21 protein-coding genes are annotated in these 22,958 nt (G+C 68.0%); 4 read left to right on the top strand and 17 right to left on the bottom strand.

Going from position 1 to position 22,958, the window contains the following annotated elements; translation table 11 throughout:
- The first annotated feature begins 309 nt into the window (after window positions 1-309).
- From ACZ5VC_RS06730 to ACZ5VC_RS06720, 3 genes are all read left to right on the top strand, one after another.
- Window positions 310-2,205 (top strand): hypothetical protein, encoded by a 1,896-nt coding sequence (locus ACZ5VC_RS06730; RefSeq protein WP_469119036.1) that lies wholly within the window; start codon window positions 310-312, stop codon window positions 2,203-2,205.
- A gap of 11 nt (window positions 2,206-2,216) precedes the next feature.
- Window positions 2,217-2,810, top strand: coding sequence for a hypothetical protein (locus tag ACZ5VC_RS06725; protein WP_469119035.1), 594 nt, complete (start codon window positions 2,217-2,219; stop codon window positions 2,808-2,810).
- Between the two features lie 82 nt (window positions 2,811-2,892).
- Window positions 2,893-3,348, top strand: coding sequence for a DUF3592 domain-containing protein (locus tag ACZ5VC_RS06720; RefSeq protein ID WP_469119034.1), 456 nt, complete (start codon window positions 2,893-2,895; stop codon window positions 3,346-3,348).
- A gap of 77 nt (window positions 3,349-3,425) precedes the next feature.
- Here ACZ5VC_RS06720 and ACZ5VC_RS06715 read toward each other — a convergent pair whose 3' ends face one another.
- From ACZ5VC_RS06715 to ACZ5VC_RS06640, 16 genes are all read right to left on the bottom strand, one after another.
- Window positions 3,426-4,472 carry a hypothetical protein gene (locus ACZ5VC_RS06715; protein WP_469119033.1) on the bottom strand — a complete coding sequence of 349 codons (1,047 nt, stop codon included), beginning with the start codon at window positions 4,470-4,472 and terminating at the stop codon, window positions 3,426-3,428.
- 19 nt (window positions 4,473-4,491) lie between these two features.
- Window positions 4,492-7,017, bottom strand: a complete 2,526-nt coding sequence (locus tag ACZ5VC_RS06710) for a Flp family type IVb pilin (RefSeq protein WP_469119032.1) — start codon at window positions 7,015-7,017, stop codon at window positions 4,492-4,494.
- Window positions 7,018-8,005: 988 nt separating this feature from the next.
- On the bottom strand, window positions 8,006-8,656 hold the full coding sequence (locus ACZ5VC_RS06705) for an OmpA family protein (protein WP_469119582.1): 651 nt from the start codon (window positions 8,654-8,656) through the stop codon (window positions 8,006-8,008).
- An 8-nt stretch (window positions 8,657-8,664) separates the two neighbouring features.
- On the bottom strand, window positions 8,665-9,261 hold the full coding sequence (locus tag ACZ5VC_RS06700) for a hypothetical protein (protein ID WP_469119031.1): 597 nt from the start codon (window positions 9,259-9,261) through the stop codon (window positions 8,665-8,667).
- Window positions 9,262-9,289: 28 nt separating this feature from the next.
- Window positions 9,290-9,964 (bottom strand): pilus assembly protein TadG-related protein, encoded by a 675-nt coding sequence (locus ACZ5VC_RS06695; RefSeq protein WP_469119030.1) that lies wholly within the window; start codon window positions 9,962-9,964, stop codon window positions 9,290-9,292.
- Entirely contained in the window at window positions 9,961-10,209 is a 249-nt protein-coding gene (locus ACZ5VC_RS06690) for a hypothetical protein (RefSeq protein ID WP_469119029.1), read from the bottom strand. Before ACZ5VC_RS06690 ends, ACZ5VC_RS06695 begins: the two co-directional genes overlap by 4 nt.
- A 242-nt stretch (window positions 10,210-10,451) precedes the next feature.
- Complete coding sequence (locus ACZ5VC_RS06685) at window positions 10,452-11,564, bottom strand: response regulator (RefSeq protein WP_469119028.1); 1,113 nt, start codon at window positions 11,562-11,564, stop codon at window positions 10,452-10,454.
- Window positions 11,565-11,604: 40 nt separating this feature from the next.
- Complete coding sequence (locus ACZ5VC_RS06680) at window positions 11,605-12,945, bottom strand: sensor histidine kinase (RefSeq protein ID WP_469119027.1); 1,341 nt, start codon at window positions 12,943-12,945, stop codon at window positions 11,605-11,607.
- A 61-nt stretch (window positions 12,946-13,006) separates the two neighbouring features.
- On the bottom strand, window positions 13,007-13,891 hold the full coding sequence (locus ACZ5VC_RS06675; protein WP_469119026.1) for a DUF5936 domain-containing protein: 885 nt from the start codon (window positions 13,889-13,891) through the stop codon (window positions 13,007-13,009).
- Window positions 13,892-13,905: 14 nt separating this feature from the next.
- Window positions 13,906-14,844 (bottom strand): type II secretion system F family protein, encoded by a 939-nt coding sequence (locus tag ACZ5VC_RS06670; protein ID WP_469119025.1) that lies wholly within the window; start codon window positions 14,842-14,844, stop codon window positions 13,906-13,908.
- Window positions 14,845-14,854: 10 nt separating this feature from the next.
- Complete coding sequence (locus ACZ5VC_RS06665) at window positions 14,855-16,189, bottom strand: CpaF family protein (RefSeq protein WP_468714527.1); 1,335 nt, start codon at window positions 16,187-16,189, stop codon at window positions 14,855-14,857.
- Between the two features lie 42 nt (window positions 16,190-16,231).
- Window positions 16,232-16,606, bottom strand: a complete 375-nt coding sequence (locus ACZ5VC_RS06660) for a TadE/TadG family type IV pilus assembly protein (RefSeq protein ID WP_469119024.1) — start codon at window positions 16,604-16,606, stop codon at window positions 16,232-16,234.
- Window positions 16,607-16,609: 3 nt separating this feature from the next.
- On the bottom strand, window positions 16,610-17,044 hold the full coding sequence (locus ACZ5VC_RS06655; protein ID WP_469119023.1) for a TadE family protein: 435 nt from the start codon (window positions 17,042-17,044) through the stop codon (window positions 16,610-16,612).
- Window positions 17,045-17,047: 3 nt separating this feature from the next.
- Window positions 17,048-18,331 (bottom strand): AAA family ATPase, encoded by a 1,284-nt coding sequence (locus tag ACZ5VC_RS06650; protein WP_469119022.1) that lies wholly within the window; start codon window positions 18,329-18,331, stop codon window positions 17,048-17,050.
- Between the two features lie 7 nt (window positions 18,332-18,338).
- Window positions 18,339-19,043: a Flp pilus assembly protein CpaB gene (cpaB, locus tag ACZ5VC_RS06645; RefSeq protein ID WP_469119021.1), complete on the bottom strand. Its 705-nt coding sequence runs from the start codon at window positions 19,041-19,043 to the stop codon at window positions 18,339-18,341.
- A gap of 154 nt (window positions 19,044-19,197) precedes the next feature.
- Complete coding sequence (locus ACZ5VC_RS06640) at window positions 19,198-20,046, bottom strand: hypothetical protein (protein WP_469119581.1); 849 nt, start codon at window positions 20,044-20,046, stop codon at window positions 19,198-19,200.
- 481 nt (window positions 20,047-20,527) lie between these two features.
- Between ACZ5VC_RS06640 and ACZ5VC_RS06635 the strand changes: the two genes are divergently transcribed.
- Window positions 20,528-22,252, top strand: a complete 1,725-nt coding sequence (locus tag ACZ5VC_RS06635) for a chitinase (RefSeq protein ID WP_469119020.1) — start codon at window positions 20,528-20,530, stop codon at window positions 22,250-22,252.
- A gap of 112 nt (window positions 22,253-22,364) precedes the next feature.
- Here the strand turns inward: ACZ5VC_RS06635 and ACZ5VC_RS06630 are convergent, their stop codons facing one another.
- Window positions 22,365-22,916 (bottom strand): hypothetical protein, encoded by a 552-nt coding sequence (locus tag ACZ5VC_RS06630; RefSeq protein ID WP_469119019.1) that lies wholly within the window; start codon window positions 22,914-22,916, stop codon window positions 22,365-22,367.
- Between the last annotated feature and the right edge of the window lie 42 nt (window positions 22,917-22,958).

Below are 22,958 nucleotides of genomic sequence, written 5' to 3'. Positions count from 1 at the left end.
GGCGCTCGGCGCGGCCATCGCCCAGGCTACGGCGGTCGTCCGGGACAGACAGTGTGCCCCAGCTCCCCGGAGGGTCGATGCCCTGGCCGCCCCGCCCGCCCGCGCCCCGCCCGCCGGTTGGGCCCGACAAGGGGTCCACGGGCCCACGCCCCGCGCCCCGCATCGCCCCTACGCTCGCGCCACGGAATCAGGGAGAAGAGGGGTCGGACCGTGAACGGTGGCAGCAGCGGGGGAAGCTGGGGCACCAGCGGGAGAAGTCACATAGCACCGGGGCACAGCCCCGACAGCCCGGGGCCGTTCTTCCCGCTGATGCGCAGCTGGGCCGCCGGCGTCATCGTCTACTTCGTCTGCGGGCTGGTCTTCTCCAAGGCCCTCCTGGAGCCGCTCGCCACCGCCGATCGGCTCGACTCCTTCGGCTGGCGGCTGGCCCTGCTGCACCTGCCCGGCATTCTCACGACCGTCCTGACCGTGCTGGCCGCCGCCCGGGTCCTGCCCGACGCTCAGCGCGAGTCCCGTTTCCTGTACCTCCTGGCCCTCTTCGCCGTACCGGTCGCCGCTCTCGTCTACGGCTACGCCGTCACCTGGGACGTCGTGGCGGCCGAGGGCATCTACATGCCGGCCGTCTCCCTCGTCACCGGCGGGGCCGTCGGCCTGGCCCTGGACCGTCTCCTCGAGGGCCGCGGAGACAGCGGCCCCGCCCCGTACCCCTATGCCTGGCGGGACAGTGGCGCCACCGCCATGGAGTACCTGGGCGTGATCGTGGTGGTCGTCGCGCTGGTCTCCGCGCTCTCCCTCGCGGGCATCGGCGGCTCGATCGGCGAGCGCATCCGCTGCGCCATCTCCTCGCTCACCGGCAGCGGGGGCGGGGGCTGCGTCACCGGCCCGGACGGCACCGCGAAGCCCAAGACCGACGCCGACTACGAGCCCAAGCTGTGCCAGGTCTCCAACGTCTCCGACACGGCCGGTGGCAAGGTGAAGATCGGCTGGTTCGAGTGGGGCGAGGAGTACGGCTTCCAGCAGAAGGTCGCCCAGGCCAAGACCGACGTCAACGGCGACGGCAAGGTCGACGGCAACGACAAGCTGGTCTACATGACCTTCACCGACGCCGCGTCCGCCGGTGTCAACGCCAGCACACCCGGCGTCAAGCTGGGCAAGCTCGGCAAGGCCGACCTGGACATCGGCGGCGGGATCAAGGTCACCAACGGTGACACCTGGGTCTTCAAGAGCGAGGAGGAGGCTCAGCAGATGCGGGACGACATCGAGGAAATGAAGATGTGGGAGACCTCGATGACCCACGGTGGCGGGTACGGCGGCGGCAATTGGTACGCCGCCAACAAGTGGGCAAAGAAGAAGGACGCCATCGAGAAGAAGATCGGCGAGAAGAAGATCTCGTACTCGACGATCGGCCTCTACGCCCAGGCGGACGGTGGCCTCGGCATCAAGGCGGGCGACGACTCCAAGCTCGGCGCCAAGCTGGGCGGCAAGGCGAAGTTCTCCCCGGACGTCACGATCACCAAGGACGACGTCAACGGCAACGAGTCGTACACCTACACCGCCAAGCTCGAGGTCGAGGGCAAGGTCAGCGCCGAGGCGGGCAAGCCCGGCTACACGGCCGGCGCGAAGGACACCCACACCGGCGCCATCACGGTCACCCGCGACCAGAAGACCGGCAAGATCGTCCGCATCGACATGACGCAGACGGTGGAGAAGACCTCGACGTCCGACAAGGGCGAGGGCAAGGGCGACAACGGCAAGACGAAGAAGGACAAGCGCGGCGGCAAGGCCAGCGGCACGGAGTCGGGCGGTCCGACGGGCATCGAGGTCGAGACCAACTCGATCGTCTTCGGCAAGGAGACGGACAAGGCCACGGAGGACAAGCGGGCCATCGCCGAGAAGTGGCTGGACGGCTCGGGCAACAACACCGCCCCCTTCGAGTACATGTTCGGCGACAACTCCCTGTCCCAGAAGCCGACGGGAACGGACCCCTTCGAGCAGCTGATGTTCCAGGACGGTCTGTCGAGCACCCTGAACTACAACGGCGAGACGGACGCGGAGGAGTTCGGCTTCGAGGTCTCGCTGGGTATGAGTCTTGGGTTCTCCATCTCCGACGAGCACAAGAAGGAGACACTGACGGACGCCAAGTTCCTCGGCGCTCCGCAGGGCGACAAGCGCTCCTACCTGCCGTACAGCTACTGCGCGAAGTAAGGAAAGCAACGATGACGTCGTACTTCCGTACGCACTCGAGGGCGCTGGGCGGCGCGGTCGCAGCGGCCGTCGGTCTGGGCCTGCTGACCGGCTGCGGCACCGGCGGCGACGCCGCGGCCGTCCCCGGCGGATGGGGCACGCTCGACACCAAGAGCCTCTCGGTCGGCTACCCGAAGGACAAGGGGTACGCCGAGCAGCCGGCGGCCGAGCGCAGCAAGAACAACGCGGCGGTCGCGCTGAAGGAGGAGGGCGGCCTGCGCACGGGCATGGTCTCCGTCCAGCTGAACTTCGCGACCGGCGTCGACGACGCGGCGGAGGCGGGGACGGCGGCGGGCGCGGTCATCGGGCTCGGGGCGACCCGGGAGGAGTCCAGTGACGTGACGCTCGCCGGTGAGGAGAGCGCGTCGCAGGCCCGCCGGATCAACTACTCCTTCACCTCGACCGGCGAGGAGCGCACCCCCGCGAAGGGGACCCGGATGACGGGTGTCATGGTGGCCGGGGTGGATTCGAAGGGCGTGCCCTTCCTCGTCCGGGTCAACGCGGTCCAGGGCGCGCTGTCGGAGGACGAGCTCGACTCGTTCGTGGAGTCCATCACCGTCAAGTAGCCGAGTAGCCGAGTAGCCGAGCCGACAGCAGGCAGCAGGCAGCAGGCAGCAGGCAGCGCAGAGAACTGGGGCTGAGACATCCATGCAGATCCTCCCGGGTGGCGAAGCGACGTTCTTCCTGCTCTTCGGGCTGTTCCTCGGCCTCTTCGCAGTACGGTCCGCGCTGCGCCTCATCACGGTGCTCCGGCTCGTACGGCGCGGTGAGCACGCGGACGGGTGGTGCGCGGAGCGCCGGGTGCGGGACCGCGGGCCGGGCAGTGAACGGGCGTACGCCACCGAGTACGTCTTCGCGTTCCGTACGCCGGGCCCGGACGGCCGCGAGATCCGCTTCACCGACCACGCCCCGGGGCCCTTCGGCTTCGAGGTGGGGGCGCCGGTCAGGGTCTCGTACGACCCGGGGAATCCGGAGAAGCACGCCACGGTGGCGGGGCCGGGGGCCTGGGGTCCGCTGCTGGCGCCGACGGCGTTCGCGGCGGTGCTGAGTGTGCTGACGCTGGTGCTGCTGTACGGATTCGTGGCCATGCGGGGATGGGTCTGATTGCGGATGAGGGCGGGGCCCCGGAGGGAGGAGCGCGAGGGGGGCGGGGCCCGGCGTGAGCCGGGGCCCCGCCCGCGTCACCGCGCCTGTTCCCTGATCTCGGGCGGCACGCCCTCGTCGGCGAGGATCCGGTCCCGGGCCTCCCTGCTGCCCGGCATCTCGTCGGCGACCCGGAGGAGCTTCACGGCGGCCTCGGCGGCGAAGTTGCTCCGTACGAAGCGTTCGGCCATATCGGGGATCCACCTCGGCCCGGAGATCAAGGCTTCGTAGTCGTTAATCAGCCAGTCGAAGACCTGCTCCGTGTGCCAGGCCGCGAGCCGCGCCGTCCAACGCTCGGCGAAGTCCTCGGGGACGTCCAGACCGTGGAGTTCGCACTCGCGCCGCGCCTCGGCCATACGCTCGCGGGTGACGTGCCCGGCCGTAGGCATCAGCGCCCACATCACCTGCCGGACATCGAGCCACTGCGGACGCTCGTCCCAGTCCTCGTCATAGTCCCCGTCCCACTCACGCGGAGGCTCGGGGAACTCCAGCGGCGCGGCCGGGAGCAGATCCTCCAGTACCGTGCGGGCCCGCGCGAAGCTCTCCGGTGTCGCAGGCACTGTCCGCTCCCACTCCCTGAGGGACTCGGGCAGCAGCGGCTCCTCGTCCGGGGTCACCGGCTGGGCCGCGCGTGCCTCGTAGCGGGGCCGCCTCAACAGACGCACCCGCTCCCGCGCCAGGAAGCGCGCGTACTCGTCCACCGAGTCGTCCGCCACGAGCCGCAGCAGAGCCTCCTCGCCGAACGGCGCACCCAGTTCGTCCAGTAGCCAGATGGCATCCGTCTCAACCACCTCGGCGCGCACATACCGCTCGGCCAACTCCGCCGCCTCGGCCGCGATCTCCGCGCCGCCCTCCTTCTCCACCTGCTCGCGCAGTGAGCGGAAGGCCTGATACGCACGGCCGGAGAGCGCTTCACGGGTGCGATGCGACCCGAACTTCTCCCGCAGCTCTTCGGTGAGCGGTAGGTCCGACTCCCGCTCGGTCCGCTCGTAGAGCTCCCAGACCTCCTCCGTCCAGCCCAAAGTGATCGGTGGCAGTGCGGCGAACACCTCGGCCAGTTCGTCCAGATGCCGTCGCTCAGTCATCGTGCCGCTCGCCTTTTCGTCAGGAGACACCCAGGTACTCCATGGCCGTCTTCGGGTCCTTCATCTTGCCCGTGTGGATGGCCTCGTACTTCTCCGTGTCGGACTTGGAGTTCCACACCGCCTCCATCCGCTTGAGCTGGGCCGGCGACACGTCCTGCCCGGCGATGCGCACACCGACGTCGTTCTTGGACATCTCAAGGGCCGGGTTACCCGGCGGCCGGACCTTCGGCTTGCCCTGCTTCTTGTCCGTCTTGCTCTGCTTCTCGTAGTTGAACTGGTCGAAGATCTGGTGCCACTTGTCGGTGCTCTCGATCTCGTAGCGGGCCTGCCGTCCCGGCTGCTCCTTCTGCCACTTGCCGAGCCGCTCGACCTGCCGTGGGAGCGACGGCTGAGTGGTCGCCTGAGCCCTGTTCTTGACCTCGACGACGTGGACCTTCCCGTCCTTGCCCCGGTAAGCCACATCGGCGTCGGGGATACCGGAGACGTCGATCTCGCCGCCCTTGCCGTCGGGCAGCTTGCCCTTGCGGTCCGGGGTCTTCCCCACCTCGTCACCCACGGCGGAGTAGACCCTGGTGCCGTCGGCCGCCTCGTTCTCCGCCACCCTGCGGACAGTGTTGACCTCGGCCAGCGCCTCGGCGAGCTTGTCCTTGTTGGTGGCGGACAGCACCTTGGAGGTGAGCATCTCGCGGCTCTGACCGTCGATGCGCTTGTCGCGCACCAGGCTGTTCAGGGCGTCGAGCGCGTCCGCCGCGTCCTTCTTGGTGTAGTCCTTCGAGTCCCAGAGCTCGCGGTCCTTGGCCCGCGACAGGAACTGGTCCACCTGCGCGTCCTGGACGTTCACCTTGTCCGGCTTCTCCAGCCTCTTGGCTTCGCGCAGGGCGTCGCGCAGCAGCGCTTCGCGGGCGTTGAGCGCCTCCTGCTGGGCCGCTCGCTCCTCCTTGACGTCATCGTCGTCGGGGCCGCAGCTGTTGTCCGTACGCAAGGCGGCGGGAAGCGTGGTCGGGAACGCGCCCGTGCCCTGGAACACTGCGTACGTCACCGCGGTGGCCCTGCCCGGTACCTTGGCGGCCGACGATGCCGTACTCATGCGGCCGGAGGCCATCGCCAGGTTCGCGCACTGCTTCTTCTGGTCCTTGCGTGCCTTCTCGGCGGCCTCGTCGGCGTGCTTCTGAGCCTCGTCGGCGAACTTCTTGGCGTTGCCGGGCTCGTTCCGCTTGAGGTACTCGCGAGTCTTCTCCGCCGCCTCGGCGGCCTTGCCCACGCGCGTGTTGGGGAAGTTGCGCTTCTTGCCGACGTCGCCCATCCGCGTCAGCTTCTTGATGCTCTTGGGCGTGAAGATGCCGACGATGCCGAGGGCGGTGTTACCGATGGACGCGCCCTTGTTGCCCTTCTTCCAGTTCTCCTTGTCGACGAACATGTCGACCGCGAAGTCGATGACGAAGTCCTCGCCCTTGTCCGCGGCCTCCCAGCCGGCGCCGAGATAGTTGCCCTTCTTCCACTTCTCGGAGACGCCGCCGCCTTCCTTCTTCCACCAGTCCTTGGTGTAGGTACGGATGCCCTCGACGGTGTCGGTGACGACCTTCTTGGGGTTGGTCGCGACGGCGTAGGTGTCGTTGATCAGGCCGGTGAAGGGTGCGACGAAGAAGCCGCGGGTGTGGTCCCAGAGGGTCCTGTCGTTCCGCTCCTCGGGAATGAGCGGCTCGTCCGGGTCCTCCTTGAAGTCGTCGTTGTCGACCTCGCGCTCGAGGGGGCCGGGGGCGACGGGAACGGTGTCGTTGTCGCTCATGGTGACGATGTCGGCGGTGCCGGTCTGCGTACCGCCGGAGCCGGTGCCGCCCGTGCCACCCGTGCCGCCGCTGCCTCCGCTGCCGCCGGTCGCGCCTCCGTTCTCCGCGGGATCGCCGGCTTCGACGTCATCGCCGCCGCTGCCTCCGGAACCACCGGAACCGCCTCCATCGCCGGAACCGCCGCAGTCACCGCCGCCGCTGATCCGGCAGACCTGCGCGCCGATCCGGTGCGACAGGTCCGAGCCGATACCGGTGGCCACCATTGCTCCGATGACGGCGACCACGACCAGGATCAGGCCGAGATACTCCATGGCCGTCTGACCCTGGTCCCGTCGCCACAGGATCATCCGCTCGATACGGAAGCCCCGCGGCCGCTCCCGGTCCTCGGGCTCCAGCTCGAACCACTCGCGCACGTCGGGGCGGCGCAGCAGCACGATCACGGCGATCGGGATCGCGGCCTGGGTCAGACCGCGGTAGTCCAGGTGGAGCAGGGAGACGAACGAGAGCCAGAGCAGCCAGCCTTGAACGATGATCAGGCCTCGCCTGGTCCGCGCTCCGCCGTGCCAGGCGCGCCGTGCGAGCCAGATGCCGAGGATGCTCGGCAGGCAGTCGTAGAGCAGGGTCCCGAACAGCTCGCCGTTGTAGTAGGTCATCATCGACAGCACCGTCAGCACGTACAACGTGCTCAGCGCGATCTGAGCCCACTGCAACACCTGGACCCACAGCAGTCCGCGGGGCAAGGGCGTACGACCGCTCACCCTGTAGCCCGGCACTCCGCCCCCGGGCCCCCATGTGCCCGCTTCCGTTCCCGCGACCCCGGCCGCTCTGGCATTGGCTGCCTGGGCCACAGACTCGGCCCATCCCCCGTACGCACCGTTCATGCTCGTACATTAATGCGGAGTGGCGAGTTCTCGCACTTGACCTTTACTCCAATTCCCCTTCGCTGAGCGGTACTTCACACCTGATCGGTCCACTCGGGATACAACGGGAGAGCCAACCCGTAGAGCTGTCGCAGAGTCGTCCACAGGGAATGCCGATCTCGGTCGTCCCAGAGACCGTTGCTCCATGAGGGAGTTGACGACGCTTGCGAGAGGTGGGTGCTCCTCACCGCGCGCACGGGAAGCGGGCTGGCCACAGGGCCGGCTTCACCGGCGGCTGCGCGCCGAGGGCTGGGAACGGCTCTGCCGAGGCGCCTGGGCCGTCCCCGGCAGAGCCGTCACCTGGGAGTGCCGCACCCGCGCCCTGCAGATGCTGCGCCCCCGCGCGGTCTGCAGTCACCGCTCCGCCGCGCTGCTGCACCGCATCGAACTCCTCGACGAGGGGAGCTACGACGGGAGCTTCCTCGACATGACGGACTCAGCCGATCCGGACAAGGACAGCCGGACGACACGAAGGGGACTGCGGGCGACGGCACCGGCCCGCACGGTGAGTGAGCTCATGCGGCGCGGCTCCCGCCAAGAGGCCGTCGTGGCCGCCGACTCGGCGCTCGCGCGCCGCACCGTACCCGGAGTCCGCAGACCCCCGCTCGTCCACCTGGACGAGCTGCAGAGGGAGCTGGCAACCCGCCGGAGCGGGCGGCACGAGCCCGCCGCTGGCTTCCCCTCATCGCCGACGCCGCTGGACCCTCATCGCAGAGAGCGGTGGATCGGTGACGACGGCGACCGTGGGGCTCACCCGCCCGCCCCCATGCGAAGGGCCCGGCACCCCCGACCAAGTCGGCGGCGCCGGGCCCTTCGCGCGGACACGTCAGCTCTGGGAGCCCGAAGTGCGCGGGAAGGAGACCTCCACGCGCCGGTTCTTCTTCCGGCCCTCTTCCGTGCTGTTGTCGGCGATTGGGTACTGCTCGCCATAGCCGCGGATCTCGAACGTGATCGTCGATCCGAGCTCCTTGGACAGCACGCCGTGCACCGCCTCGGCGCGCTGCTTGGAGAGCACGTCACCGTGGGCGGAGGAACCGAGGTTGTCCGTGAAGCCGAAGACTCGGACCTTCGTGGCGTTCTGCTTCTTGATCTCCGCGGCGATGGCAGAGATTCGCGCGTTGGCGGCGGAGCTCAGCTTCGCGCTGTCCTTACCGAAGAGCACCTCGGCCTGCAGCGCGAACTTCACGTCGGAGTTGCTGTCCTCACGACGCTCCTCGCCGCCCTCGTCCTCGATCACCTGAATGATGTCGAGAACCTTGGCCGGCGCCAGGGTGCCGCCTTCTGCCATCTTGAGGTCAGGGTCCGTAGCGTCCACCTTTACGGGCGGCTGCGCCGATGCCTCAGTGCCTGGGGGGACGCTGGGGCCGTCATCGGCTACTGCGGCCGTAACACCGAAGAGGGTCGCACTGGTCATCAGAACGGCTGCGAGCGCTGGCGCCGCCCATTGTGACCTGATCCGTGAACGATGAAGGGTCATGTCGGCCATCACCCAGAGATCTTCAGCGAGGTGACGCCAAACGACGGAAGGTTGAAATCAACCTCATTGGTGCTGCTCGGCGGTGCCGGGAACTGCATGAACACGGGAGTCGATTCTCCAGCCGCAACCGGCGTCATGGCGGTGGTGCACAGGCAACGGCCATCCGTATCACGCAGGACGTAGTAGCGCTTCTTACCGACCTTGTCGATCAGCATGGCGCCGGCAACGGAATTGGGATTCTTGGACACGATGGCCAGCTCCGAGCCTTCCATCCCATTCATGCTGCGGGACTGGTTGCCGGTATTCTTGATCTCACCGCTGACCGTGACGAAGCCTCCGGAGTCACGCTTCACCTGATTGACAACCAATACCAGCCCGACCTGCCCCTTGATCTCGGCCAGTTTCACATTCGGGTCTACCTTGTCCCCTGCTGCCGTGTCAGGCTTTGACCCTTGGTTACCCGCAGGCTTCGAGGCCGGGGCGCCCTCCTTGGGCTTGCCGCCGCCGTCATCACCGCCGCAAGCGGAAACCGCAAGGGCCAACACCGCCGCCGTGGAGACAGCTGACACTAGCCTTCGAGTCCTCGTAGTACGCCGAATGTTCATGGATACTGCTTCCTTTGTTCGTCGTTCGCTATGAGTCGATCAAGTGCACGGCGAAGAAGACTTCGGCCAACTCTTCCCAGATATCGGGATCGGTGGGGTCAAGCTTGAACTCGTCACGGCCGTCGCATTTGAACACGGGAGACCCGGGCTTGCCCTTGCCCTTGTCCTTGTCCTTGCCCTTGTCAGGACCGTCACCCTTGCCCGGCTTCTCATCTTCCGTCTTGTCGGGCTTCCAAGTGCACCGGAACTCGATGACAGCCGTGGCTGTCGCCCTGGCGTGCCTCTTCTCTGTGCCAGGAAGCACCGATTCGCCTACGGTGTAACGAGTCTCGACAGTGACCTCAAACTCATCCACACCGGGGCTGCTGGATCGCTGACATCCGTTGGGCACCACGTCAGAGCGGTTCTCTGCTGCGAAGCGCTGCGCCTGGGAACACGGACGTCCACTGATCCAGTGATTGTCGAGGAAGTCTTTGAGCCCACCGGGAAGGAGGAGTGCCGCCACGAATCCGGGGCCCATCTCGTCCCTGGCGTCTTGAGCCGCTGCGAGCGCTGCCGCGTCCGCAGCGCCCTGAGCGCCGTTGCGCACAGAAGCTGCCTTGCCGACCGTAAAGAAAGCGAACGCGAGAAAGAGCAGGCCCGCCACCATCATGATGTAGATGGGGAAGGCCTGCCCTCGATCGCTGCGAGCGTATTTGCTCACTTGCCCGCGGTGATCGTCGCAACCAGACCCTTGATGCGGTCCGTGATCGCCGAGCCGATGCCCGAGGCCACCATTCCACCGATGATCGCGACGACCACCAGGATGATGCCGAGGTACTCGAAGGCCGTCTGGCCGCGGTCCTTGGTCTCGTAGCGCTTCTGGATCTTGCTGACCGCGGTGTTGGCCCAGCCGTTGACGCGGACCTGGGTGTTGACGGCGGCCTTCAGCATGGTGTTGTTCGACATGGCGATCTCCTCCGGGTTCGGCCGACCGATTGTCGGCCGACGCGTAAGTCTCTGCTGTGTCTTCCGCGTTACCGGCTTCCTCCTGGCCGGTGCCGCTTTCGACATGAGAAACGTACGCCGGAACACCCGGCCCACCAGAGGGTCCCAGGACCCATTCCCGGGCCCAAAGAGAACCTTGGGCCCGCCCGGCCGCCGACTGGGCCCCAAGGCCCAGCTCGCGGCTCTCCGCCTGAATGCCCCGCTCAGCCATGGCTACCAGCCCCTCGCGAGCCGGGGCCCGTCTGGTCGGTGGCCGGCGCCGTGCCGAGCCACCTGGCGATCGCCTCGCTGCGGCTTCCGCTCTGGAGCTTGGTGAAGATGCGGTTGATGTGGTTCTTGACCGTCTTCTCACTGATGAAGCAGGTGGCGGCGATCTGCTGGTTGCTCATTCCGGATGCAATCAGCTCCATGACCTCCACCTCCCGTGAACTCAGCCCGAAGGCATCTTTGTTCGGGGCCCGGTTCGAGCCCCCCATCGTTGAAGACTGTGCCATAAAAGGTTGCAGTTGCGAAAGTCCCTCGGCCTGTCGAACCGGCTCGGCCATGGGTCGCGGCATCTCCGGAAGGGGACTGCGGGACTGCCCTCCGTGCCCCTGAACGACCACGGGAACGTGCACGTCAGAGCCGGGGATCTGGTACGGAACTCCGGACGTCAGTGCGGCGCCGAGCCCCTCGGGGAGGGGCTGGCCGCTTCCCGAACCGGGTGGGCCCTGACGCATGTGCTGCAGCAAGGCGTTCGCCGCTGTGGCCGTGAAGTGGGCGCGGCCGAGCTTGATGTCCCGTACGGCCTGGACCAGCTGGTCGGCGGTGAACTCACCGTGGACCAGATAGCCCCCCGCGCCCAGGCGCAGCGCCTCGTGCACGATCTCGCTTTCGCGGCTGTACGTCAGCATCATCACGGGTGCGACCTGCACCAGATGCGGCAGCGCGGAGATGCCGTCCACGCCGGGCATACGGACATCGAGCAGGACCACGTCCGGCCGGTGCCGCACGGCGGCCTCGTAGGCCGCTCGGCCGTCGGCGGCCTCGCCCACGACTTCGATGTCCTGGCGGCCGGAGAGCAGTACCCCCAGACCGGCCCGCACCACCGGGTTGTCGTCTGCCACGACGACCCGCAGTGGCGTCGGAGCCGGCATCTGGGGCGTGGCGGGGAAGGCGGGCATCGCTCCGGGTGCCGCGGTCGGTGGGGGCACGGGCTGGTAACCGGCTGAGCTGTGTTCCGAGTTGAGCGAGGTGCCGTGCGAGGACGTGTGCTGGGAAACGTGGGTCTGCTGGGCCCACTGCTGTCCCGATGCGCGGGAGATGTCGTCCGGCATTCTGCGGCCTCCTCTCAGGGTGTTGGGGACGATGGAGCGGTCAATGGAGCTGTGGTGCCTGGGTAGCGCTGTCCGGCACGGCGGTCGGGGTGGCCAGCAGGGCGGCCACGGGGAGGTCCAGCCGGACCTCCGTGCCCGTCGCCGCGTGGCCCCGCCCGATCCGGATCCGTGCGCCGATCGAGGCTGCGCGCTCGACCATCCCCACGAGTCCGAAGTGGCCGGCCCGCTTGAGTTCGTCGAGCGTCGTGCCGACGGGCAGCCCGCGGCCGTCGTCGTACACGCTCACCCGCAGGACGTCTCCGACGACCCCGACGGAGACATCGAGGTAGGTGGGATGCGCGTGCCGGTGCGCGTTCTCCATCGCTTCGGAGGCGATGGTGAGCAGTTGCCGGGCGACCACCTGCGGCACCGGCGGCAAGGGGGTGTCGCCGAGGTGCCGGAAGTTGGCCGGCATCCCGTGGCGGCGTGTGAAGTCGGTGGCCCTGGCCGACAGTTCGCCGGTGATATCGACGCCACCGTCCAGGCCGGAGTCCCGGCGCAGATCGGCCAGGAGCTCCCGGGACTCGGCCGCGGCCCGCCGGGCGGACCGGGCGACCAGCTCGGCTTGGTGCTTGACGGTGAGCGGGTCCATCCGGTCGGCGGAATGGGCCAGGCCGTCGGCTGCCAGCGCGAGGCCGTGGAGGGTCTTGGCCACTGAGTCGTGCATCTCGCGGGCGAGCCGGGACCTTTCGCCCTCAACGGCGTCGTTGACCGCGAGGCGGGCGCGGGTCTCGGTCAGCGCCTGGCTCGCCGCGCCGAAGCGGAGAAGCAGATTGCGCAGGGTGACGCCGACCGCGCCCGCGATGACGCAGAAGCCGGGGAGCAGGAGGACGGTCGCGTCGTCGGCCTCCAGCGTCTTGTCGGCGCCGTAGATCAGGAAGACGATCAGTGTCTGGAGTGCCGCGAAGACGGCCGCTCCGCGCCAGCCGTAGACCAGTCCGGCCAGGAGCGGCGTGCAGACGGTGACATAGGCGAGGGTCGACTCGGGCGTTCCCGTGATGAGCAGCAGTGCGCCGAAGACGGCGTCCACGGCGAGGAGCCAGGGGTGGCGCAGCAACAGGGGGCCGAATCGCTCCCAGTCGCGGAAGAGGGCGTACGAACCCATGAAGGTGACGAGGATGGCCGCGCCGATCAGCCACATGGCCAGACCGGCGGCGGTGTTGTCGAGCGCGAAGGGGGCCGCGACGGCGATCATGGCGAGGCGGAAGCCGAAGACCTGGCGGCACATCGCCTGGAGGGCGTTGACCTGGATGGTGAACGCCGGCCGGAATCCGGGGCCCGCCGAAGGCTGTGCTGCCTCCGGTGTCAGACCGCCCTGAATATCGCCCAGCTGAAATGCCATCGCACTGTCACCTCCTCCTGCTCGTCACAACCGCCGTCCCAGGCCGCTCTGCTCATCCCCGTCATCCACCCAGGAAGCTGAAGTCGACGTTGGCGCCATACACGAAGCCGACGGTGAGCATCACGAGAGTTCCGGGCAGCAGGAAGGACGTCACCGCGAAGGTGGCCTTCGGGACCGCCTTGGCCGCCTTCCGGCGGGCGTTCTGCGCGTCGGTACGGCGCATGTCGTTCGCGATCTGGATGAGCGTCTCGACGATCGGGGCGCCCAGCTCCTCGCCCTGCTGGAGCGTCGTCACGAACATCGCCACCTGCTCGGAGTCATTGCGCTTGCGCAGCTCCTCGAAGGCCTGTCGGCGGCTGACGCCCATGTCCATCTGGCGCAGGGTGATGCGCAGCTCGTCGGCCCAGGGGCCCTCGTACTTCTCCGCGACACGCTCCAGCGCCTGACGGAAGCCGAGGCCGGCGGAGACGACGACCGCGAGGACATCGAGGAAGTCGGGGAGTGTCCGCTCGATGTGCTCCTTACGGACCCTGATGGCCGACCAGATGCCGACCTCCACCCAGAAGAACCCAAAGGCGAGCAGGATCAGGGTCATGAAGACCTGACCACGCATCAGGGTGGACAGGGCGCCGAAGAGGCCCAGCGCGCCGTAGACCGCGCGCCGCGCGGCGTACCGGTCGATGGTGAGACCGCCCGGATTACCCGCCAGGTCGATCTGGCGGCGCTTCTTGTTGACGGCCTTGGGCCCCATCATCTTGAGCACACTGGGAGCCCAGCGCATACCCATCCGGTCGATGCCGGAACCCACGGCACTCGTTCGAGTGGAGCCGACTTCGAGCGCGATGGCCAGGTCACCGGGAAGCTTGGCATCCGCCCGGTACATGCGGATGCCGTGGATGATTCCGTACAGAGCGAGGCCGAATACGGCCGCAAGCAGCAGGTCCATGTCCGTACTCCCCCTCAGACGTCGATACGGGACAGGCGACGGATCACGAGGAATCCGATCGCGTAGAGGACGAGGGAGACGATGACCGCCGCCTGTCCGATGAGCGCGCCCGTCATACGGTCCAGGGCGCCCGGCATCACGGCGTTCATCAGGAGCATGGCGCCGAAGCCGAAGCCCGGTACGGCGTATGCGGTGACCGTCACCTGGGACAGCTGGGTCTTGACCTCGCGCCGGGTCTCCTTGCGTTCCTCCAGAGTCTCGGTGAGGTTGCGCAGGGAACTGACGACCGTACCGCCTGCCCGGTTGGACAGAACGAGCGTGGTGACCAGGACGACGAGCTCTCGCGAGGGCAGGCGCTCGGTCAGCTCGCTGAGGGCGTCCTCCAGCGATTCGCCGACCGCGAGCCGGCGGGCGACCCGTCGAAGTTCCTCACCCGCGGGGTCCTCCAGCTCCTCCGCCGCCATGCCGAGGGCGGTACGGAGGGCGAGGCCGGCCTGTGTGGCATTGGCGAGGATGCGGGAGAGCTCGGGCAGCTGGTTGATGAAGCGCTCGGTGCGCTTGGCGCGCTGCCAGTTGAGGAAGGTGTTCGCTCCCCAGAGGCCGGCGAGCGCGGCCACGGGGCCGAAGAAGGCGGCCAGGATGGACGAGGCGACGAGCCACAGGCCGGCCGTGGCGGCGATCGCGTAGACGAAGAACTCACCCGGGGTGATGTCCATGCCCGTGGCGGCGAGCTTCAGTTCGATCTTCCGGCCGAGGCCGGTCTTGCGCAGCCGGCGGTCGACGCCCTGAAAGCGCCGATGGCGCCCTACAACGGGAATCTGTCCTGTTGTCGAGAGCCGGGTGACCAGCGCTTCGCGTTCGGCCTTGCCCGTCGAGTACGACTGCAGGCCCCAGACGCCGAGCACGCAGCACAGCAGCGTGATGCCGATCGTGAGTGGTGCGAGATTGTCCATCGGGCGGTACCTAGTTGGCCTCTCGAGTTGCGAGCTGTTCGTCGGACGCGGCCACGCCGAACGCCTGGGGAATGGGCTGACTGGCCATGTAGAGGCGCTCGGCGAGACGGCGCGGAAGCGGAAGGTAGTGGAACTGGCCGTAGATCCGGCCGTCGGCGGCCATCGGCTGGGGTACGAAGCGAGCGAGGCTCACGATGCGGTAGGCATCGCGTCCGTGCGAGTCCAGAAACGCGATCTCGGTCACTTTGCGGGATCCGTCCGCGTGACGGGTCAGCTGCACGATGACGTCGAGGGCACTGTTGATCTGGTCGTGCAGCGCCTCGAACGGGATCTTGATCTCGGACATCGAGGACAGGGTCTGCAGACGCATCAGTGCGTCCTCGGTGTTGTTGGCGTGGACGGTGGCGAGCGAACCGTCGTGACCGGTGGACATCGCCTGGAGCATGTCGAGCGCCTCGCCGCCACGGACCTCACCGACGACGATGCGGTCGGGGCGCATACGCAGGGAGTTGCGGACCAGGTCACGGATGGTGATCTGGCCCTTGCCCTCGACGTTGGCCGGACGGGACTCGAGGCGGATGACGTGGGACTGCTGGAGCTGCAGTTCGGCCGAGTCCTCGATGGTGACGATGCGTTCGTCGTTCGGGATCAGGCCGGACAGCGCGTTCAGCAGGGTGGTCTTACCGGTACCGGTGGCCCCCGAGACGATGATGTTGCACTTGGCCTGCACCAGCCCGGACAGCAGAATCAGCATCTGCTCGTCGATCGAGCCGAAGCCGATCATCTCCTGAAGGGTGAAGGCGCGGGGGAAGCGTCGGATGGTGAGCGTGGCGCCCGTCAGGGAGAGCGGGGGAATGATCACGTTCACACGCTCACCGCTGGGGAGGCGGGCGTCGACCATGGGATTCGCCTCGTCGACGCGCCTGTTGACGGTCGACACGATGCGCTCGATGGTCTGCATCAGCTGCTCGTGGGAGCCGAAGCGCATCGGCAGCTGTTCCACCTTGCCGCTGCGCTCGACGAAGATCTGGTCCGGCCCGTTCACCATGATTTCGGTGATCGAGGCATCCTCGAGGAGGGGCTCCAGGATGCCGAGGCCGAGGGCCTCGTCGACGACCCGGCGGATCAGCTGGGAGCGCTCGATCGTCGAGAGGACCGGGCCCTCACGGCTGATGATGTGCCCGAGCACCCGCTCCAGCCGTGCGCGGCGGTCGGCGGCCGCCAGCGAGGACATCTCCGCGAGGTCGATCTCCTCGAGGAGCTTGGCGCGGTAGGTGGCCACCATGTGGCCGTCTTCCCGCCCGCCGTTCTCCTCGGGGGCGGTGATGCGTGCCCGCAGGCTCATGTGTGCAACTCCTCGGTCGAGCTGGGTGGTGCGTGTCTGTGATCAGTCGACGGGCATGGTGGAACTGCGTTCTGCCCAGCCCCACTTGCCGTCGAGCCCGGGGATGACCGAGGGAACCTTGACCTTGGCGGTGTAGGTCACCGCGTCGCCGTCCCGTGAGCCGTAGACGTCCGACTCGTCGGCCAGCCAGTCGCTGATGGCCGCTTTGCCGGCCTGCCTCGGGGTCAGTTCCGTCCTGTCCAGGGCTGCCGTTCGTGCCGCCACGCGGGCCGCCGTACCGGCCTGGTTCGCCGTGTACGCCGCCACCCCCAGCTGGATCGCGAGCAGCGCCACGATCAGCAGCAGCGGGATGAAGCCCACGTATTCCACGGCGACCTGGCCGCGGTCACTCCGTCGTACGCGCGCGATGTGCTTCATGTGTCAGCTCTCCCTCACGGCGGACGCCTCGGATGTGAGCGACCACTGCCAGTCGAGGGCTCCGGGCATCAACACCGGCACCGAAAGGCGCACAGTGGCCTTGATGAGTCCGTCGTGCGTGTTCTCGCACCCCGGGTCCGCGTTCTTGGCCCAGGCGTCCGGGAGGTCCTCCTTGGCCGCCTCCTTGCACTCCTCGAGCCAGCGGACGCTGTTGGACGTCGCTCCCTTGCGCGCCGCCACATCCGCCGAGTTGCTCGCCAAGCTGAACGTGTAACCGATCAGCGCGCACTGCCACAGCGCCACCAGCAGCAGAATGATCAGTGGTGTCACGCCGACGAACTCGATCGCGGTCTGCCCGCGATCCCTCGTCGCTCGTCGCGCCCGGGACAGCCGTATCGCCGCCGTCCCCTCTATGAGCCGTTCCCCCATGGTCGCCATCGCTCAGCGAGCCCCCTCCGTGTCGCCACGGCCCCCGGACTCTCCACCGCGCCTACGGCGGGGTCCGATCGAGCCTCGGTCGTTGCGGAACTTACCGCTCTTCTCTGCGCCCTCGGGGATCTTCACAAGACCCAACTCCCCTGCCAGGCCCCACAGGGCCTGCTTGACGACACTCTTCGCGTCCAGTTCGTGCATGCGGCCAGCGTCCACCGCGCCCTGGAGCTCCTTGAAGTTCGCGGGGATCGCCGTGCCGGCCAGCCGCGTGCCCGTGATCTTCTGGATCAGGGGCGGCTGGATCTCGGTGTTGCGGGAGTAGCGGTTCACCAGGGTGACCGTCTCCTCCGCCTTGCGGATCTGGAGGCGGTCCCACATCCGTACGACGCGCTTGGCGCCCCGGACGGCGATCACGTCGGGGGTCGTCACCAGCAGTGCGATGTCCGCCATCTCGATCGCCGCCGCGTTGGCACCGTGCATCTGGCTTCCGCAGTCGACGATCACGACCTCGTAGCGGGAGCGCAGGGCGCTGATGATCTGGCGGGCGGACCGGTCGCTGACCTCCTCGCCGCGTTCGCCCTCGCCCGGTGCGAGCAGCAGGGCGACGCCCGTGGAGTGGCTGAACACGGCGTCGGACAGCACGCGGGGCGAGATGTCCGAGATCGCGGCCAGGTCGACGATGGAGCGCCGGAACTGCACATCGAGGTACGAGGCGATGTCGCCGGCCTGGAGGTCCATGTCCACCAGGGCGACGTTGCGGCCCGACGCCCGTGCGGCGAGGGCCAGTTGGACCGCGGTCACCGTGGTGCCGACGCCTCCCTTGGCTCCGGTGACGGTGACGACCGTGCCGCCGGGGCCGGTGAAGACGTCTCCACCGGCTCCCAGGTGGCGGCGGACGCCGACCGACCACTGGGCCGCGGTCTGGACGCGGCTCGCCAGTTCCTCGTAGCTCAGGGGCAGCGAGACGAGCCCCCGGGCCCCGGAGTCCATGGCGGCCGAGAAGAGGCCGGGGCTGGCGTCGGCGGTGATCAGGACGACTCCCACGGCGGGGAATCGCAGGGAGACCTCCCGGATCAGCTCCAGTGCCGGCACCGGGCCGATCCGCTCGTGCACCAGCACGACCTCGGGCAGCTCGTCGAGCGACTCCCCGGCGAGGCGCGCCAGGGTGTCGATGAGCTGCGTCGAGTCACCGACCGGAGACGCGGGCTCCGCGTCGGGGAGCTGGCTGAGCAGCGTGGTGACGGAGCGAGCCGCGTCGGCGTCACCGACGGCCGGGAGGATCCTGGTGGTCATCCAATCCTCACTTGTCCTTGTCGAGCGTGTACGTGCGGTCGCTCGGACGGATGGTCGTGTCGCTGCCGGGAGCGACCAGCGCGAGGCGTACGTGCTGAGCGAAGGACTCCGCGTAGGCGACGCGCTGTGTGTTCAGGGTGTTCAGGGCGAAGGTGATCGGTACGGCCTCGGTGGCCTGGTTCTTGCTGTCCTTGCCGGGCTCGAGGGCGGTGAGCTTGCCGACATCGAGCACCTTGGCGTTGGAGACGATGACCTTCGACTGGGACGGCTCGCCGTCGCGCTCGCCCGCGAAGGTGGCGTAGATGTTCACCGTCGCGCCGGAGGTGATCTTGCCGGCGACACCGGTCGCCGCGTCGATCATGATCGCGATCTCCTGCTCGCCGGGCTGCAGCGCCGGGCGCTTCACGATCATGTCGTTCTGCAGGAGCGACCCCTTGCGGAGATTGGTGACCGCGATCTTGCCCTTGATCTCAGCAATGTCGGTCACCGCATTGTCCGAAAGCCACCGCTTCGGCATGGAAACCTTCTCGAACTGACCGGCGTTCAACGCCGTATAGGGCGCCACGTCGGACTTGAGCTCGTACGCCGAGACCTCGGGGCCGACCTTCGAGTTCACATCGCTGATCACCGAGAGCACGCCGGCGAAGGCGGCGAACGCGCACAGGACGGACAACAACAGGAGTATGACGCCGCGGCGCTGACGGGAGTTCATGGGCCGGACAAACCTCGTTCGGATGCGTGGGGCGGAACGGACAGGGGATGCGCGGTTGCGTAGGGGTGGTGCGTTGGGCATGGATCGGCCGTGACGTGCGCTGACGTACAGGCGAGCGGAGGAACATGGGGAACCCGGGCGGTGCGTGGTCGGGCTAGGACCCGGGACGCGCCTGAGCCCCTTGATTCAGGACACCCGAGGCGCTCGGTTGGTTCTCGGTACCGGGAAGTGGTGACGAGCAGAATCCGCAGCGGTCGCCGATCAGCTCCATGCCACACCAGTGGCACTTCTCACGCCGCACGGACGCGATGAGTTGATACAGGACGGAGATGTCCGGAAGGTACGCGACAAACTCGATCAGCTTCTGCGTACCCCACCAGCGGGCCGAGTCGGAGGGCAGCGCGGCCTCCTGCACACCCTGGACCTGCCAGGACGGGACGAGGGTCGACGCGACCCAGTCCGACTGCAGCTGGCCTTTCGCCACCAGCAATTGGGTGCCGAATTCGGGGCCCGCCAGCGGTCCGGATCCGGGGCCGATCTTGATGAGCTGCGGATTCGGTCCGGCCAGTACGGCGAACTGTGATCCGGGCACCCATGACTTGGCGTGTGACTTCAGACTCACCGGAACGCGGTCGAGCTTGGCGACCGAGTTCAGCACCGCGCCCGCGTACACATAGTGGGCGAGCAGCCGCGCGGCGGAGGCGATCACACCCGGGCTGAAGTCACAGATGGACAGCTGCCGCAACTGGCGGACCAGCACGGCGACACCGAGCGGCGGCAGATCCGCGCGCAAGAGCGCAATCCGATCGCTTTCGAGCATACCTCGCACCGCGTAGAGGCGTTGCTCCAACGCCGGTGACACGGACGAGGGGTAGACGACGATCACATAGCCGTGCTGTTCCAGCAGGATGTGCATCTCCGTCAGGGCGTCGTCCAGACGCTGGGCGTCGGTCGACTGGAAGACGGCTGCGGTCGGTGTCTGTTGATCCGTTGGCGGCAGCACCAGGTCAGCGCTGGTGACCGCGATCGCTGTCGGCACTTTGAGTTCCCCGTTCACTCCGGTCTCCGGCTCCCCGGAAACCGCAGATCACTTACTGCAGGATGCAGCTGCCCCGGCAGCTTATCCGCGACTTACTGACCGGTGAAACACCCCTCCTTTGATCCCACAGGAGAGCACGCCGACCAACCGTCACCAAACGCCACATATCGGACAGCACGTTCCCAAACATTCACGCTTTCCAAGATCGGCGCCGAAAGGTGCAGCTACAACGATTCGCTAATGCGGCGAGGTGAATGGACGTCACCTTCACGCACTCCTACAATTCGCGCCCTCAATTTCGCCCCCATTACGGCGGCAGGTCCGGGCCCGGACGAGCGGCGTCAGAGGTCTTGACAACCCGATTGGTCTGGACCACCTTGTTGCCCCAGCGGTGGCCACCGTTCCGTACTCCTCCACACCCCCAACTCCCGCACCGGAGGCAGCAGTGGACCGCACCACCACACAGGCACACAGACCTCGCCCACGCCGACGGCGGCTGGTCGGCAGCGTCCTCGCTCTCGCCGTCGGGGCCGGGATCGGGCTGGTCGGCGGGGTCGGCAGTGCGCAGGCGGCCGATGTCAACGTGGCCAGGAACCCCGGGTTCGAGTCGGGGCTCGCCAACTGGAGCTGTTCGGCCGGCAGCGGGGCCGTCGTGGGCTCGCCCGTGCGCACCGGGGCCGGGGCGCTGAAGGCGACGCCCGGGGGCCAGGATCATGCCAAGTGCACCCAGGCCGTGGCCGTGAAGCCCAACTCGCGGTACACGCTGAGCGCCTGGGTGCAGGGCGGGTACGCGTATCTCGGGGCCGGCGGCACCGGGACCACGGACGTCTCGACCTGGACGCCCGACAGCTCCGGGTGGAAGCAGCTCACCACCACCTTCACCACCGGGGCGAACACCACCTCGGTGACCGTCTACACCCACGGCTGGTACGGCCAGAGCGCCTACTACGTCGACGACGTGTCCGTCTTCGGGCCCGACGGCGGCGGCGGGCAGGACCCCGACCCGGTCGTCCCGGCCACCCCCGCCGGGCTCGCGGCCGGGGCCGTGACCACGTCGTCCGTCGCGCTCAGCTGGAGCCCCGTGACCGGCGCCACCGGCTACAACGTCTACCGTGACGGCGCGAAGGTCCAGTCCGTGACCGCGAGTTCGGCGACCGTAACCGGGCTCGCGGCCGGCACGACCTACCAGTTCCAGGTCTCCGCGACCAACGCGGCCGGCGAGTCCGCGAAATCCGCCGCCGTGTCCGGCAGGACGAGCGACACCGGCACCCCGGGCCCCGGCCCCGCCGTCCCCAAGCACGCCCTGACCGGCTACTGGCAGAACTTCAACAACGGCGCGGCCGTGCAGAAGCTGCGGGACGTCCAGTCGCAGTACGACATCATCGCCGTCTCGTTCGCCGAGTCCACGGCCACGGCCGGCCAGATCACCTTCGCGCTCGACCCGGCGGTCGGTTACTCCTCCGTCGCCGACTTCAAGGCGGACATCGCCGCCAAGAAGAGCGCCGGCAAGTCCGTCATCCTCTCGGTCGGCGGCGAGAAGGGGAACGTCACCATCAACAGTGACGCCTCCGCGACCGCCTTCGCCGACAGCGCCTACGCGCTGATGCGGGAGTACGGGTTCAACGGCGTCGACATCGACCTCGAGCACGGCATCAACTCCACCTACCTGACCAAGGCGCTGCGCCAGCTCTCCGCCAAGGCGGGGACCGGGATGGTGCTCACGATGGCGCCGCAGACCATCGACATGCAGTCGACATCGACCGAGTACTTCAAGACGGCCCTGAACGTGAAGGACATCCTCACGGTCGTCAACATGCAGTACTACAACAGCGGCTCGATGCTCGGCTGCGACGGCAAGGTCTACTCGCAGGGCTCGGTGGACTTCCTCACCGCGCTCGCCTGCATCCAGCTCCAGGGCGGCCTCGCCGCCTCCCAGGTCGGGATCGGGGTGCCGGCCTCGACGAGGGGCGCCGGCAGTGGCTATGTCGACCCGTCCGTCGTGAAGAACGCGCTGGACTGCCTGGCCCGGGGCACCGGATGCGGTTCCTTCAAGCCGGCCACGACCTACCCGGGCCTGCGGGGCGCGATGACCTGGTCCACCAACTGGGACGCGACCGCCTCGAACGCCTGGTCCAACGCCGTCGGACCGCACGTCCACAATCTGCCCTGACCAAGCGCCCGTCAGGCAGAACAGACAGACAGCCGGAGAGACAGAGACAGACAGCAGCGCCGCCACTTCCCCGGCGGCGCTGCCGTCTGCCCGCGTTCCGTCCGGGCCTCTGCTATGACACCTTGATCGTGTCCACGATCTTCCGCAGCTCGTCGTCGGAGAGCTTCCCCTTCGGAGCGATCACACGCACGTCCCACGGGTGGTCCGCGGCGTCCAGGCCGACCACGTCGACCGCCGTCATCCGGGTGCCCTTGGCCGGCGCGTCGCCCTGGCCGCTGGAGGCGAACTCATGGGTGACCTGCCGGGCCTCCTTCGCCCCGGGGATCTCGACGTCCTTCTCCCCCTTGGGCGTGCCGCCGACCTCGTACGCGCTCTCCGCGACCAGGACGGCCATGTCGAGGCGCGAGGTCGCGGCGAAGTCAACGGCGATCGAGATGCGCACGGCGGCCCTGCCGTCCTCCGTCAGGACGGCCTCGGCGTCGGTGTTCCCGCTCCGCTTGCCGTCCGGGAGTTCCTTGTAGCCCTCCGGGTAGCCGACCTCGACCTTCTTGGCGTGCAGCGTCTGCCAGCCGGCCGGGGTGGCCTTCTCCTCACTGCCGCAGGCGGTCAGCAGCAGCGTGGAGGCCAGGGAAGCGGCCAGGGCGGCGGAAAGGGTCTTGCGCATGAGCTTCATTTCTCTTTCGGAGACACTGGGACAAGGATCTGA

It is taken from the genome of Streptomyces sp. NPDC033174 (genome assembly GCF_055577795.1).
The sequence above is the reverse complement of the archived record's forward strand: the minus strand, read 5'-3'. Positions and strand labels throughout refer to the sequence as shown.

Coding starts and splice junctions, on each gene's coding strand:
- ACZ5VC_RS06705 (WP_469119582.1), bottom strand. CDS start 8,656: ATGACCCTTCATCGTTCACGGATCAGGTCACAATGGGCGGCGCCAGCG.
- ACZ5VC_RS06685 (WP_469119028.1), bottom strand. CDS start 11,564: ATGCCGGACGACATCTCCCGCGCATCGGGACAGCAGTGGGCCCAGCAG.
- ACZ5VC_RS06715 (WP_469119033.1), bottom strand. CDS start 4,472: ATGACTGAGCGACGGCATCTGGACGAACTGGCCGAGGTGTTCGCCGCA.
- ACZ5VC_RS06675 (WP_469119026.1), bottom strand. CDS start 13,891: ATGGACCTGCTGCTTGCGGCCGTATTCGGCCTCGCTCTGTACGGAATC.
- ACZ5VC_RS06660 (WP_469119024.1), bottom strand. CDS start 16,606: ATGAAGCACATCGCGCGCGTACGACGGAGTGACCGCGGCCAGGTCGCC.
- ACZ5VC_RS06630 (WP_469119019.1), bottom strand. CDS start 22,916: ATGCGCAAGACCCTTTCCGCCGCCCTGGCCGCTTCCCTGGCCTCCACG.
- ACZ5VC_RS06700 (WP_469119031.1), bottom strand. CDS start 9,261: ATGAACATTCGGCGTACTACGAGGACTCGAAGGCTAGTGTCAGCTGTC.
- ACZ5VC_RS06680 (WP_469119027.1), bottom strand. CDS start 12,945: ATGGCATTTCAGCTGGGCGATATTCAGGGCGGTCTGACACCGGAGGCA.
- ACZ5VC_RS06720 (WP_469119034.1), top strand. CDS start 2,893: ATGCAGATCCTCCCGGGTGGCGAAGCGACGTTCTTCCTGCTCTTCGGG.
- cpaB (WP_469119021.1), bottom strand. CDS start 19,043: ATGAACTCCCGTCAGCGCCGCGGCGTCATACTCCTGTTGTTGTCCGTC.
- ACZ5VC_RS06690 (WP_469119029.1), bottom strand. CDS start 10,209: ATGTCGAACAACACCATGCTGAAGGCCGCCGTCAACACCCAGGTCCGC.
- ACZ5VC_RS06725 (WP_469119035.1), top strand. CDS start 2,217: ATGACGTCGTACTTCCGTACGCACTCGAGGGCGCTGGGCGGCGCGGTC.
- ACZ5VC_RS06650 (WP_469119022.1), bottom strand. CDS start 18,331: ATGACCACCAGGATCCTCCCGGCCGTCGGTGACGCCGACGCGGCTCGC.
- ACZ5VC_RS06670 (WP_469119025.1), bottom strand. CDS start 14,844: ATGGACAATCTCGCACCACTCACGATCGGCATCACGCTGCTGTGCTGC.
- ACZ5VC_RS06655 (WP_469119023.1), bottom strand. CDS start 17,044: ATGGCGACCATGGGGGAACGGCTCATAGAGGGGACGGCGGCGATACGG.
- ACZ5VC_RS06730 (WP_469119036.1), top strand. CDS start 310: ATGCGCAGCTGGGCCGCCGGCGTCATCGTCTACTTCGTCTGCGGGCTG.
- ACZ5VC_RS06665 (WP_468714527.1), bottom strand. CDS start 16,189: ATGAGCCTGCGGGCACGCATCACCGCCCCCGAGGAGAACGGCGGGCGG.